Raw genomic sequence first — 13,428 nt, 5'->3', positions numbered from 1 at the left:
TCCTTCGGCCCCACCGGCAACCCGACGGCATCCCGACCGTTTCCCTCATCTCTCTCAGGAAGCAGGAGACCTTGTCCCACAGTGCATCCCGACGCCGTACGGTCGCCGTCGTCCTCGCTGGTGGCACCGGTCAGCGCATCGGACTCGAAATCCCGAAGCAGCTTCTGAAGATCGCCGGAAAGCCGATCCTCGAGCACACGCTGCACATCTTCGAGCACGCTCCGGACATCGACGAGGTCATCGTGCTGATGACCCCCGCGTACACCGGCGAGGCCGAGAAGATCGTGGCGCGGGCCGGCCTGAAGAAGGTCTCCCGGGTGCTCGCCGGCGGCTCGACCCGCAGCGAGACCACCAACGTGGCCATCGCCGCCATCGCCGCGGACCTCGGCGCCGACGAGGACTGCAACCTGCTCTTCCACGACGCCGTCCGCCCGCTGCTGTCGCAGCGCGTGGTCAAGGAGTGCGTCGAGGCGCTGGAGCGCTACCAGGCCGTGGACGTGGCCATCCCGTCCTCGGACACCGTCATCGTCACCCGTACCCACGGGGACGACGGCGAGTTCATCACCGAGGTCCCGGACCGCTCCCGGCTGCGCCGCGGCCAGACCCCGCAGGGCTTCTGGCTGTCCACGATCCGCCGCGCGTACGAGCTGGCCGGCGGCGACCCGGCGTTCCAGGCCACCGACGACTGCTCGGTCGTGGTGCGCTACCTGCCGGACGTTCCGGTGCACGTGGTCATGGGCGACGAGTACAACATGAAGGTCACCCAGCCCGTCGACGTGTTCATCGCCGACAAGCTGTTCCAGCTCGCCTCCTCGCTCGCCCCCGAGCAGGCCGGCGACGAGTTCTACCGCGAGCAGCTGACGGGCAAGACCATGCTGGTCTTCGGCGGCTCGTACGGCATAGGCGCGGACATCGCGCGGATAGCCGAGGGCTACGGCGCCCGGGTCTTCGCCCTGGGCCGCTCCACCACCGGCACCCACGTGCAGAACCCCGACCACGTCGACGAGGCGTTCGCGCAGGCGTACGCGGAGACCGGCCGGGTCGACTTCGTCGTCAACACCGCGGGCATCCTGCGCGTCGGCCGGCTCGCCGAGACCGACAACGACGCGATCCGCGAGGCGCTGGAGGTCAACTACCTCGCGCCGGTGAACATCGCCCGGTCCGCGTTCAAGTACCTGAGCGAGACCAACGGCCAGCTGCTGCTCTTCACCTCCAGCAGCTACACCCGCGGCCGCGCGGACTACAGCCTGTACTCCTCCACCAAGGCGGCCATGGTCAACCTGACCCAGGCGCTCGCCGACGAGTGGGCCGGCGACCGGGTCCGCGTCAACTGCATCAACCCGGAGCGCACCGCCACCCCGATGCGCACCAAGGCCTTCGGCCAGGAGCCCGAGGGCTCCCTGCTGTCGTCCGAGTCGGTGGCGCGCAGCTCGCTGGACGTGCTGCTGTCCGAGATGACGGGCCACATCATCGACGTGCGCCAGCAGGACCCGACCCTCCCGGCGCAGCGGTCCGGCTTCGACGCCGCGCTCGCGTCCGTCCTGAGCCGGTCCTCGGAGGACTGATGACCCACCCAGCAGACCAGGGGCAGCGCCCGCGGATCTTCGTCGCGGGCGGTTCGAACGCGGTCAGCCGCCCGTACAGCTACCTCCCGATGGCCGGGTGGGTACAGGCGATGCCGCTGTTCCTCACCGATCACGTCGAGGTCGTCAACTGCGCCCGGGCGCGCGCCAGCTCCAAGAGCTTCCGTGAGCGCGGCCGGCTCCAGTGGATCCTGGAGAACATGTCTCCGGGCGACTACCTGCTGTTCGGTTTCGGCCAGAACGACGTGAAGCCGGACCCCGGTCTGCACACCAAGCCGTTCTCGACGTTCATCGAGCACATGTCGGCGTACGTGCACGGCGTCCGGGAGGCCGGCGGCCACCCGGTGATCATGCTTCCGTACGAGCGGCGCCGGATCGACCGGCACGGCAACGTGTCCCGGTTCCTCGGCGACTACCCGCTGGCCGCGCAGCAGCTGGCCGAGGACGAGCACGTACCGGTGATCGACCTGTACCGGCAGAGCCTGCAGTGGTGGGAGGAGCTCGGCCCGGAGAACTCCAAGCCGGTCTTCGTCTACCTGCGGCCCGGTGAGCCGCTCCAGGCGAACGTCCAGGACGCGGACAACGTGCACCTGCGGGCCGAGGGCGCCGTGGAGGTCGCCCGGTTCGTCGTGCGCAGCATGCTGGAGCAGGGCGTGATCCCCGGGCACTGGGGCCGCGACCTCGACCGCCGCCGGTTCTCGTACGACGAGATGGGCTGGCTGGACGAAGAGACGTTCTGGCACCGCACCAAGACCCGCGTGTCCAAGTACCCCGGCAAATAAGGAGCCCGGCGCGTGAACCACCTGCTGTGCCGGGGCCGGATCCTCGGCGAGAACCCGTCCCTCGGCCTCGTCTACGCGGGCCTGTACTGCTCGGCCGACCCGTTCCGCGGGGTGCAGCCGGGCGAGACCCTGCAGCTCGGCCTGTCCGTGGCGCCCGGCGAGGGCGCCTCGCGCGGGTACGCGTACCTGCCGGAGGCGCCGCTGCTCGGCGCCGCCGAGATCGAGGCCGTGCAGGGGCTGGAGTACTTCCGCGAGCAGAAGTGGTTCCGGGTGCGGGCCGACGGCGGTGCCACCGGCACCGGCGTGATCCAGCTGCGCATCAAGGACCCGGTCAGCGCGCGCCGCATCCGGCCGCAGATGCTGGTCGGCATGCCGGACGCCTCGGGCCGCAAGGTGCTGCGCACCGGCAAGCTGAGCGACGAGGCGCTGATCGTGCTGCGGCCGAAGGCGCCCGGTCTGCGGCTGGTGGCCGAGCCGGGGCAGACGGCGTCCGTGAACGTGCTGGCGGCGGTGCCCGCGGGCAGCTCCGCGGTGTCGGTGACCCGGCCGCGGCACGGCAAGTCCGAGCTGTCGTACGACGGCTGGGTGACGTACTCGCCCGAGCGCGGGTACACCGGCTGGGACCGCTTCGAGTACACGGTGAGCACGCCGGCCGGCGGCACCCTGTCCTCGCACGTGAACGTGCTCGTGGGGGCCGGGCCGCAGACGCCCGGCGTGTTCCCGGAGCAGCGGACGACGGCCCCGTTCCGGCCCTGGCAGTGGCCGGAGCTGACCGGGGAGATGCCGTGGCCCCGGCCGGACCAGTCCGCGCAGAACCGATGAGGTGCATTCGACGATGAGCTCTGCCTGGGTGCGACCCGGAGACGTCAAGGACGTGACGGTCGCCGTCCGCGTCTGCAACCACGCGTCGGTGATCGACGCCTGCCTGGCCTCGCTGACAGCGCAGACCCTCGGCACCGAGCGGATGGAGATCATCGCCGTCGACGACGGCTCCACCGACGACAGCGGTGCGATCCTGGCGCGCGCGGCGCACGCGTACCACTCGTTCATGAGGGTGGGGCAGGTGCCGCGCGGGCTGAGCGCGGCGGCGGCCCGCAACTGGGCGCTGAGCCAGGCCACCGGCCGGTACGTGATCTTCCTGGAGGCCACGGACAAGCTGGCGCCGGGCGCGCTGGAGGCGATGGTGGCCTCCGGTGACCGCAACGAGGCCGACGTGGTGCTGGGCAAGCTGGAGAGCTCGGGCCGGCACACGGTCGCGACGTCCATGTTCCGCAAAAGCCAGACGCACACCGACCCGTACTCCTCGAAGGTGTACTGGTCACTGACGCCGGACAAGCTGTTCCGGACATCGATGGTGCAGCGGCGCGGGCTGGCGTTCCCGTCCGACATGACGATCGGCGACGACCAGGCCTTCACGGCGGCCGCGTACATCGGGGCCGACAACATCTCGGTGGTCGGCGAGACCACCTGTGTGATCAAGGGCCCGAGCCAGGCGGCCCGGGTGTCGCTGGCCGAGCGGGTGTCACTGGTGTCGCGGATGCTGCGGCTGGTGGACTCGCAGCTGCCGCCGGGCCCGCAGCGGGACAAGCTGCACTCGCGGCACCTGGAGGTCGAGCTGGGCAAGGCGACGGCCACGGCGCTGCTGAACCCGGCGGACGCGCGGGACCGGGAGCAGACCCTGTGGGCGGCCTCGGAGGTGCTGCGGACGCAGGTCTCCGCGGGTGCGCTGGCGCTGCTGCCGCGGATGGTGGCGGTGCGCTTCGCGCTGCTGGCCGCGGGCAAGTTCGCGGAGGCGGAGCGGATCGCCGCGTTCGAGGTGGACAAGGAGCGGCCGGGCGTCCGCAAGACGGTGGAGAACGGGCGGGTGTACACCCAGCTGCCGTTCTTCCGGGACGCCGCGGTGGGCCTGCCGGACGAGCTGTTCGACATCACGGACGACATGACGGTCAGCCACGAGCTGCAGAGCATGAAGTGGAACGGTTCGCTCCTGCTGCTGGACGGCTACGCCTTCTACGAGCAGCTGTCGACCAAGGAGCGGGCGACCCGCGTGGTGCTGCGCGAGCGGACCACGGGCCAGGAGGAGTCGTTCTCGGTGACGGCCCGCCGGGACGACAACCTGACCAACGCGAAGGGCAACGCCCGCGCCATGGGCCGGTTCTCCTCGCGCATCAACCTGTCGCAGACGTCCAGCGGCTGGCCGGTGCCGCCGGGCGTGTGGGACCTGTACCTGAAGGTCAGCTTCGAGGGCGTGACCCGCGAGGTCCGGCTGGGCCCGAAGCGGGCGCCGGAGCTGGACACCATGGCCCGGCTGCCGGTGCGGATCGCGCCGTCGCCGACGGTGCAGGGCATGGAGCTGGTGGCCACCCCGCACTACACGCCGGCCGGCGGGCTGAGCCTGGAGGTGTCCCAGCGGACGCCGCTGCCGGCGCAGCACGGCTGAGCGGGAGCGCACGGGAGCAGCAGAAGAGCCCGGCACGGCGGGCCGGTTCGTCCGGCCCGCCGTGCCGGGCTCCGTCGTGCCGCGGGGGCGGCGGGACAGCGGCCCGGGCTCCCGCCCGGGCCGCTGTCTCAGGCCGCGCGCCAGGGGCCGAAGGCGAGGCCCTCCTGGCCGGGGTCCTGGCGGGCGAGGGCGAGGTTGCCGGCGCGGTCGAAGGCGCCGACGACGAGGCGTCCGGCGGCGTCCACGGCCGGCTGGGGGTTGCGCAGGCCCTGGCCGCCGAGGGAGGCCCACCAGGTGCCGTAGCCCTCGTTCTCCGTGACGTACGCGGTGAGTTCGATGCCGCCCTGGGCGCCGTTCTGCGCGAGGACGGTGCAGTCGTAGCCGCCGATGACGGCGCGGCCGACGCCGACCGGGCCGTGGCCGCCGGCCCCGCCGAGGGCCATCAGCCCGCCCTGGACCTCGCGGTGGGGGGCCCGCCAGGCGACGAGGGAGCCGTCGCCCGGATAGCGCCAGAAGTACGTGGCCCGGCCGCGGCCGGTCTCGCAGACGGCGGGGGTGCCGGGGACCACGGGGGTGCCGATGCGGTCGGCGAGGGCGAAGCGGCCCTGTCCGGCGCCGCTCCAGCGGTCGATGCCGGCGGGGCCGAAGGCGAGGAGTTCCAGCGGGGCGCCGGCGGGCATCACGGCCGCGAGTTCGCCGCCGTAGGTCTCGGGGGTGACCTGCTTCCAGCTGCCCCAGGCGCCTTCGGAGTTGCGGCTGCGCCGGACTATGCCGCCCTGGCGGAGCGGGACGAGGACGTGCACGGAGCCGGAGCGCTGGTTGACGGCGATCCGGGGCGGGCCGGCGATCCGGTCGCCGGCCGGGCCGCCGCGTACGCCGGGGGCACCGAGGCCGTGCCAGTCGGTGAGGGCGCGGCCGGACTGGAACTGGGTGGCGAAGGCCGGCTCGGGTTCGCCCTCGCCGCCGGGCGGGTACCGCAAAGCCACGAAGTGGACATATCCCTCGCGGTTTTGAGCCATGGCGACGGTGCCGGTCCAGCCCGGCACGTCGAGGGGCTCGGGACCGCTCCACGGGTCCCCCGGAGCCGCGCCCTCGGTCCAGCGGACCAGGGCCTCGGGAGTGGCGGCGTAGGCCGTCAGGCGGCCGTCCCCGGCCTTGAACAGCCATTTCCCGGCAGGGCCGAGCGGCGCGGGGGCGTGACCGCCCGCGGCGGCTTCCGTCCCGGATGTGGAGACCGCGGCCCTGTTGCCGCCCCTGCCACGGATCACAGCGACCGCTGCCTTTCCGTTGTTCCTGTCACGCGGACCGGTCGCGTCGTACCGGCCGTTCGCCCTCTGCCCACTGTCACGCCCCGATGGGAAAGCCCCCGAAGACCTCGCCTCTCGAACGCCTCGAAAGTCTGTCTATTATTCACACCATCCTTGAATCGACGGCTGGGCAGGTTCACATCAGGCCCCCGTCGCTCGCACGCCACCCTAGCGTCCCGACGGAAGGGCCCGACGAGCCATGACAGAGCAGACCGGCACCTCCCGGCGACGCAGGAAGGCGCCGAAGAGCCGTGCCCGGCGCGCGCTGACGATCGCGCTGGTGTCGCTCGGCGTCCTCGTCGTGGTCGTCGCGGGCGCCGGCTGGTGGCTGTTCAGCCACCTCAACGGCAACCTCGACAGCGTCGACCTGGACAAGGCGATCGGCGACAACCGGCCGGCGAAGGTGGCGACCGGCGCCCAGAACATCCTGGTGCTCGGCTCCGACTCGCGCAGCGGCGCCAACGCCGAGCTGGACCACGGCGACGTCGGCGGCACCGCCCGCTCCGACACCGCGATGCTGATGCACATACCCGAGGGCCGCGCCAAGGCGACCGCGGTGAGCATCCCCCGCGACACCCTGGTGACCCGGCCCGAGTGCCGCAAGGAGGACGGCTCGACGCTGCCGTCCAAGAAGCGCGTCATGTTCAACTCGATCTACACGGTGGCCGGTCCGGCCTGTGTGGTGAACACCGTCGAGCAGATGTCGAACGTGCGCATCGACCACTTCGTCGAGGTGGACTTCGCAGGCTTCAAGGGCCTGGTGGACGCGCTCGGCGGGGTGAACGTCACCATCGACGAGCCCATCAACGGCGGCAAGGGCGGCCTCCGGCTGGAGCCCGGCACCCACAAGCTCGACGGCACCGACTCCCTCAAGTTCGTCCGTACCCGCTACGGCTACAAGGACGGCAGCGACCTCGGCCGCATCGGCCTCCAGCAGCAGTTCATGCTGGCGATGCTCACCGAGATCAAGAACCAGAACGCCTTCGGGAACCCCACGCGCCTGTACAAGCTGGCCGACGCCGGCACCAAGTCGCTGACCACCGACTCCGAGCTGGGCTCGCTGACCGCCCTCGCCGACTTCGCCAAGAGCATGAAGGGCGTGGACGCGAACACCATGGAGACGATCATGCTCCCGGTGGAGTACGACAAGGTGGACAAGAACCGCGTGGTCGCGGCCCAGCCGCAGGCGGACCAGCTGTGGGAGGCCATCCGCAACGACACCGCCATCCCGGCGGCCGCGAAGAAGTCCCCCGCCACCGGCGGCTGAGCCGGCCGGACCCGCACCGCAGACGGCCCCGGGCCGCCCGCCTCCTCGGCGGGCGGCCCGGGGCCGCCGGTGTGTGCGCCCGCGGACGGACGGCACGTTCAGCGGGTCGTCATCGGCGGCTCGGTGGGTTCGTCGGAGGCATCGGGTGCGGGGGCCCGTTCCAGACCCTTGCCCAGCCTGCTGTGGGACTGCCCGTACAGGAAGTAGACGGCGATGCCGATCACCATCCAGATGCCGAACCGCACCCAGGTCTCGGCCGGCAGGTTCAGCATCAGCCAGACCGAGGCCGCGATCGACAGGATCGGGATCAGCGGCACCAGCGGGGTGCGGAAGGAGCGGTGCAGGTCGGGCCGGGTGCGGCGCAGGATGATCACGCCGAGCGCGACCACGACGAAGGCGAACAGCGTGCCGATGTTCACCAGGGTCGCCAGCTCGTTGATGCTGGTGAAGCCGGACACGATCGCGATGACCACGCCGAGCAGGATGGTCGGGCGGTACGGGGTGCGGTACTTGGGGTGGGTCACCGAGAAGAACCGCGGCAGCAGACCGTCCCGGCTCATCGCGAAGAACACCCGGGTCTGGCCCAGCAGCAGGATCATGCAGACCGTGGTCAGGCCGACGGCCGCACCGAAGCTGATGATGCCGCCGTACACGGGATGGCCGGCGTCCTTGAAGGCGTCGGCGAGCGGGGCGCTCGTCGACAGGTTCGAGTAGTGCTGCATGCCGGTGACCACCAGGGACACCGCCACGTACAGCACGGTGCAGATCAGCAGCGAGCCGAGGATGCCGCGCGGCATGTCCTTCTGCGGGTGCTTGGTCTCCTCGGCCGCGGTGGCCACCACGTCGAAGCCGATGAAGGCGAAGAACACGACGGAGGCGGCGGTGAAGATGCCCATGATGCCGAAGTTCGTGGGCTCGTAGCCGAAGATCAGCTGCACCAGGGGTGCGTCGAGCCCCGAGCCGCCCTCCTGCGGCTGCGCCTTCGGGATGAACGGCGAGTAGTTGCTGCCGGTGATGAAGAACAGGCCGGCGATGATGACGATGAGCACCACCGTCACCTTGATGGCCACCACCAGGGCCGTGATGCGGGCCGACAGCTTCACGCCGACGACCAGGATCGCCGTCAGCACCAGGACCAGGATGAAGGCCAGCAGGTCGAAGGTGCCGCCTTCGACGTCCGGGCCCTGGAGTGACACCGGCAGATGGATGCCCGCGTTGTCCATGAGCGAGCGTACGTAGCCGGACCAGCCGACCGCGACCACCGCGGTGCCGAGCGCGAACTCCAGCACCAGGTCCCAGCCGATGATCCACGCCGGCAGCTCGCCGATCGAGGCGTACGAGAACGTGTACGCCGAGCCCGCGACCGGAACGGTCGAGGCGAACTCGGCGTAGCAGAGGGCGGCCAGGGCGCACACCACGCCGGCGGCCACGAAGGCCAGCGCCGTGGCGGGTCCCGCCGTCTCCTTGGCGACCTTTCCCGTCAGCACGAAGATGCCGGTGCCGATGATCACACCGACGCCGAAGACCGTCAGGTCCCAGGCCGAGAGCGACTTCTTGAGCGCGTGCTCCGGCTCTTCGGTGTCGCGGATCGACTGCTCCACCGTCTTCGTGCGGAACGGTCCCGAGACCTTGCCGGGGCGTCCCGGCCCCGCGTCCTGCGATGTGCTCACCGGAATACCTCCACGCTGTCACGCGAATGGGCCGGTCGGACCACCCCTCCAGGGTGACCCGACCGGCCCGGGACGTGCAACGCGAACGATCACTGCGAGTGATCGCCGCCGTGTCCGGCTGCCGCGTCAGTCGCGGGCGACTTCCGCCGGCTCGCTGTCGAAACGCCCGTCCAGCTTGGCCACCAGGCCGGTGACCTGCCGGGCGATGTCCGGAGCCGTCAGGCCGATCTCGGCCAGGATCTCCTTGCGGAGCGCGTGGTCGAGGAAGCGCTGCGGGATGCCGAAGTCGCGCAGCGGAACGTCCACGCCGGCGTCGCGCAGGGCCTGCGAGACGGCCGCGCCGACGCCGCCGGTGCGGCCGTTGTCCTCGACGGTGACGACGACCCGGTGGCGCTCGGCCAGCGGGGCCAGGGCCTCGTCCACCGGCTTGACCCAGCGCGGGTCGACCACCGTGGTGGAGATGCCCTGCTTGTCGAGCAGGTCGGCGATCTCCAGGCACATCGGCGCCAGCGCGCCGACCGAGACCAGGAGCACGTCCGGCTTCTTGACCTCGGGGGCCGGGGTGCGCAGCAGGTCCATGCCGCCGATCCGGCCGACGGCCGGGACGGCCGGGCCGACGACGCCCTTGGAGTAGCGCACGACGGTGGGGGCGTCCTTGACCTCGACGGCCTCGCGGAGCTGCGCGCGCAGCTGCTCGGCGTCGCGCGGGGCGGCCAGCCGCAGGCCGGGCACCACCTGGAGGATCGACATGTCCCACATGCCGTTGTGGGAGGCCCCGTCGTCGCCGGTGACGCCGGCCCGGTCCAGCACGAAGGTGACGCCGCACTTGTGCAGGGCCACGTCCATCAGGACCTGGTCGAAGGCGCGGTTGAGGAAGGTCGCGTAGACCGCGAAGACCGGGTGGACGCCGCCGGTGGCCAGGCCGGCCGCCGAGGTGGCGCCGTGCTGCTCGGCGATGCCGACGTCGTAGATCCGGTCCGGGAAGGTGTCCGCGAACTTCTTGAGGCCGACCGGGTGGAGCATGGCCGCGGTGATGGCGACGATGTCCTCGCGCTCGTGGCCGAGCTTGACCATCTCGTCGGCGAAGACGGAGGTCCAGCTGGCGGCGGAGGCCTTCACCGGCAGGCCGGTGTCGGGGTGGATCACGCCGACCGCGTGGAAGCGGTCCGCCTCGTCCTGGACGGCCGGCTCGTAGCCGCGGCCCTTCTGGGTGAGGCAGTGCACGATGACCGGGCCGCTGAACCGCTTGGCGCGGGTCAGGGCGGACTCCAGGGCCTCGATGTCGTGGCCGTCGATCGGGCCGATGTACTTCAGGCCCAGGTCCTCGAACATGCCCTGCGGGGCGATGAAGTCCTTGAGGCCCTTCTTGGCGCCGTGCAGGGTCTCGTAGAGCGGCTTCCCGACGACGGGGGTGCGCTCCAGGATGTCCTTGCCGCGGGCCAGGAAGCGCTCGTAGCCGTCCGTGGTGCGCAGGGTGGCCAGGTGGTCGGCGAGACCGCCGATGGTGGGGCCGTACGAGCGCTCGTTGTCGTTGACGACGATGACGAGCGGGCGGTCCTTGGCGGCGGCGATGTTGTTCAGCGCCTCCCAGGCCATGCCTCCGGTGAGGGCGCCGTCGCCGATGACCGCGGCCACGTGGTGGTCGGCCCTGCCGAGCACCTGGTTGGCCTTGGCCAGGCCGTCGGCCCAGCCCAGCACGGTGGAGGCGTGCGAGTTCTCGATCACGTCGTGCTCGGACTCGGCCCGCGACGGGTAGCCGGACAGGCCGCCCTTGGAGCGCAGCCGGGAGAAGTCCTGGCGGCCGGTGAGCAGCTTGTGGACGTAGGCCTGGTGACCGGTGTCGAAGAGGACCTTGTCCTTGGGCGATTCGAACACCCGGTGCAGCGCGATCGTGAGTTCGACGACGCCGAGGTTGGGGCCGAGGTGCCCGCCGGTCTTGGAGACCGCGTCGACGAGGAAGGACCTGATCTCCGCGGCCAGCTGGTTCAGCTGCTCCGGGCTGAGCCGGTCCAGATCGCGCGGTCCCTTGATGCGGGTCAGCAGCACCCGTGCCTCCTTGCAGTTGCTTGCTGGTCTGTCGAGTCTAATGTTCCGCTCGCGGCGGCGGTCATCGGGCGGTCCCCGCAGGGTCACCCCATTGTCATACCTGTACACATCACCGCGGCGTCACACGCCACGAACGGGTGGTCGTACGCACAGGTGCCCGGCGCCACGCGGAGTGGCACCGGGCACCGGGCGTACGGACCGCCCGACCGCACAGACCGTGCGGCCGGGCTCGGTCGCACTAGGCGCGACCTGCGGTCTTCTGGGTCTTGCGGGTGACCGAGTCGATCACCACGGTGGCCAGCAGCACCGCGCCCGTGATCATGTACTGGATCGGCGTGGCGATGCCCTGCAGTGCGAGACCGTACTGGATGGACGTGATGACCATGACACCGAGCAGGGCGTTCCAGGTCCGGCCGCGGCCGCCGAAGAGGCTCGTGCCGCCGATGACGGCCGCCGCGATCACGTTCATGAGCAGGTCGCCGGCGCCGGCGCTCTGGTTGGCCGCGGCGATCTTGGAGGCCCAGAACAGGCCGCCGACCGCGGCGAAGGTGCCGGCGATCGAGAACACCGCGATGCGGATCGCGGCCACGTTGATGCCCGCGCGGCGGGAGGCCTCGACGCTGCCGCCGAGCGCGAAGATCTTGCGGCCGAAGGCGGTGCGGCGCAGCAGGAAGTCGGTGCCGACGAGGACCAGCAGGAACAGCAGGACGGCCAGCGGCAGGCCCTTGTACTGGTTGAAGACGGCGGCGGCGCCGAAGGCGACCACGGCGAGCAGGGCGGTGCGCAGCACGATCTCGCCGACGGGCCGGGACGGGACCCCGGCGGCGGTGCGCCGGCGGCTGTCGAGGAAGGCGCTCGCGAAGTAGACCGCGACGGCGGCGAAGGCCAGGCCGTAGGCGGCGGCCACGTCGCTGAAGTAGTACGTGGTGAGCTTGCCGACGACGCCCTCGGAGTCGAGGTTGATGGTGCCGTTGCTGCCCAGGACCTGGAGCATGAAGCCGGACCAGAACAGCAGGCCGGAGAGGGTGACGGCGAAGGCGGGGGCACCGATCTTGGCGAAGAAGAAGCCGTGCAGGGCGCCGATGGCCGCGCCGGAGGCGAGGGCGACCAGGATGGCCAGCCATTCGTTGACGCCGTGGGTGACGGCCAGGACGGCGACGATCGCGCCCGAGACGCCGCTGACGGAGCCGACGGAGAGGTCGATCTCGCCGAGCAGCAGGACGAAGATGATGCCGACGGCCATCATGCCGGTGGCGACCATCGTCACGCCGATGTTGTTCAGGTTCTCGGCGGACAGGAAGTTGGAGTTCAGGCTCTGGAAGATGGCGCAGATGACGACGAGGCCGATGACGACCGGGAGGGATCCCAGGTCGCCGGCGCGCATCTTGCGCTTGAACTCGTTCACGTAGCCGGCCAGGCCCTGCTCGCGGACGAGGAGGCGGGGGTCGACGACCGGGATGGCGTCCGCCGCGGCGGCGGGGTTGGCCAGGTCGGCGACGGCCTCCGTGCCGTGGTGCTGGTCTGGGGCGTGGTGTTCGGTGCTCACTTGCGAGCCTCCCCGGTACGGGCCGCACGGCGGGTCACGGCGTTGTCCGTGGCGCCCGTGATGGCGGAGATGATCTCTTCCTGCGTGGTGTCGGCGACGCTGAAGACGCCGTTGTTGCGGCCCAGCCGCAGCACCGCCACCTTGTCGGCCACGGCCTTCACGTCGGCCATGTTGTGGCTGATCAGGATGACGGCGTGGCCGCGCTCGCGGAGCCGCTCGACCAGGTCGAGGACCTGGGCGGTCTGCTCGACGCCGAGGGCCGCGGTGGGCTCGTCGAGGATGACCAGCTTCGGCTCGCCGAGCATCGAGCGGGCGATGGCCACGGTCTGCCGCTGGCCGCCGGAGAGGGAGGCGATCGGGATGCGCACGCTGGGGATGCGGATCGACAGGGTGGTGAGCAGCTCGCGGGCGCGGCGCTCCATCTCCACCTCGTCGAGCACGCCGCGGCGGCGCAGCTCGCGGCCCAGGAACAGGTTGCCGACGACGTCGATGTTGTCGCACAGGGCGAGGTCCTGGTAGACGGTCGCGATGCCCAGCTGCTGGGCGTCGTGCGGCCGGCCGATCGACACGGGCTTGCCTTCCCATTCGATGGTTCCCTCATCGATGGGGTGCACGCCGGCGATCGTCTTGACCAGCGTGGACTTTCCGGCGCCGTTGTCGCCGACGAGGGCGACGACCTCGCCGGCGTGGATTTCGAGCTCTACGTCGGTGAGCGCCTGGACGGCACCGAACCGCTTCGAAACCCCTCGCAACGCCAGCACGGGCGCAGCGGTCACATGAACCATCT

The 13,428-nt window shown here is 71.1% G+C and carries 10 protein-coding genes; 5 read left to right on the top strand and 5 right to left on the bottom strand.

Annotation, left to right across the window (positions count from 1 at the left end; genetic code table 11):
* Positions 1-71: 71 nt before the first annotated feature.
* The 4 genes from LG634_RS11980 to LG634_RS11965 are packed head-to-tail and all read left to right on the top strand — an operon-like array spanning position 72 to position 4,805.
* Positions 72-1,565 carry a bifunctional cytidylyltransferase/SDR family oxidoreductase gene (locus tag LG634_RS11980; protein ID WP_226733718.1) on the top strand — a complete coding sequence of 498 codons (1,494 nt, stop codon included), beginning with the start codon at positions 72-74 and terminating at the stop codon, positions 1,563-1,565.
* Complete coding sequence (locus tag LG634_RS11975; protein WP_226733717.1) at positions 1,565-2,365, top strand: rhamnogalacturonan acetylesterase; 801 nt, start codon at positions 1,565-1,567, stop codon at positions 2,363-2,365. The genes LG634_RS11980 and LG634_RS11975 overlap by 1 nt, the downstream gene beginning before the upstream one ends.
* Before the next feature lie 12 nt (positions 2,366-2,377).
* Entirely contained in the window at positions 2,378-3,187 is an 810-nt protein-coding gene (locus LG634_RS11970) for an Ig-like domain-containing protein (protein ID WP_226733716.1), read from the top strand.
* 13 nt (positions 3,188-3,200) lie between these two features.
* A complete protein-coding gene (locus tag LG634_RS11965) occupies positions 3,201-4,805 on the top strand; it encodes a glycosyltransferase family 2 protein (RefSeq protein WP_226733715.1) in 1,605 nt (534 codons plus the stop codon).
* A gap of 128 nt (positions 4,806-4,933) precedes the next feature.
* On the opposite strand, the gene LG634_RS11960 is transcribed toward LG634_RS11965, so the two are convergent.
* Positions 4,934-6,073, bottom strand: a complete 1,140-nt coding sequence (locus LG634_RS11960) for a hypothetical protein (RefSeq protein ID WP_226733714.1) — start codon at positions 6,071-6,073, stop codon at positions 4,934-4,936.
* Between the two features lie 238 nt (positions 6,074-6,311).
* On the opposite strand from LG634_RS11960, the gene LG634_RS11955 reads away from it, so the two are divergent.
* A complete protein-coding gene (locus LG634_RS11955) occupies positions 6,312-7,379 on the top strand; it encodes an LCP family protein (protein ID WP_226733713.1) in 1,068 nt (355 codons plus the stop codon).
* Positions 7,380-7,477: 98 nt separating this feature from the next.
* Here LG634_RS11955 and LG634_RS11950 read toward each other — a convergent pair whose 3' ends face one another.
* The 4 genes from LG634_RS11950 to LG634_RS11935 all read right to left on the bottom strand — a co-directional run bounded on the left by LG634_RS11950 (position 7,478) and on the right by LG634_RS11935 (position 13,426).
* Positions 7,478-9,049: an amino acid permease gene (locus LG634_RS11950; RefSeq protein ID WP_226733712.1), complete on the bottom strand. Its 1,572-nt coding sequence runs from the start codon at positions 9,047-9,049 to the stop codon at positions 7,478-7,480.
* Positions 9,050-9,175: 126 nt separating this feature from the next.
* Positions 9,176-11,095: a 1-deoxy-D-xylulose-5-phosphate synthase gene (gene dxs, locus LG634_RS11945; protein ID WP_226733711.1), complete on the bottom strand. Its 1,920-nt coding sequence runs from the start codon at positions 11,093-11,095 to the stop codon at positions 9,176-9,178.
* 238 nt (positions 11,096-11,333) lie between these two features.
* Entirely contained in the window at positions 11,334-12,584 is a 1,251-nt protein-coding gene (locus tag LG634_RS11940; RefSeq protein ID WP_226733784.1) for a sugar ABC transporter permease, read from the bottom strand.
* 53 nt (positions 12,585-12,637) lie between these two features.
* Positions 12,638-13,426: an ATP-binding cassette domain-containing protein gene (locus LG634_RS11935; protein ID WP_226733710.1), complete on the bottom strand. Its 789-nt coding sequence runs from the start codon at positions 13,424-13,426 to the stop codon at positions 12,638-12,640.
* Positions 13,427-13,428: the final 2 nt, after the last annotated feature.

Origin of the sequence: Streptomyces bambusae (genome assembly GCF_020532645.1) — a bacterium.
Taxonomy (GTDB): domain Bacteria; phylum Actinomycetota; class Actinomycetes; order Streptomycetales; family Streptomycetaceae; genus Streptomyces; species Streptomyces bambusae.
This window is presented reverse-complemented; position numbering and strand designations above follow the sequence as displayed.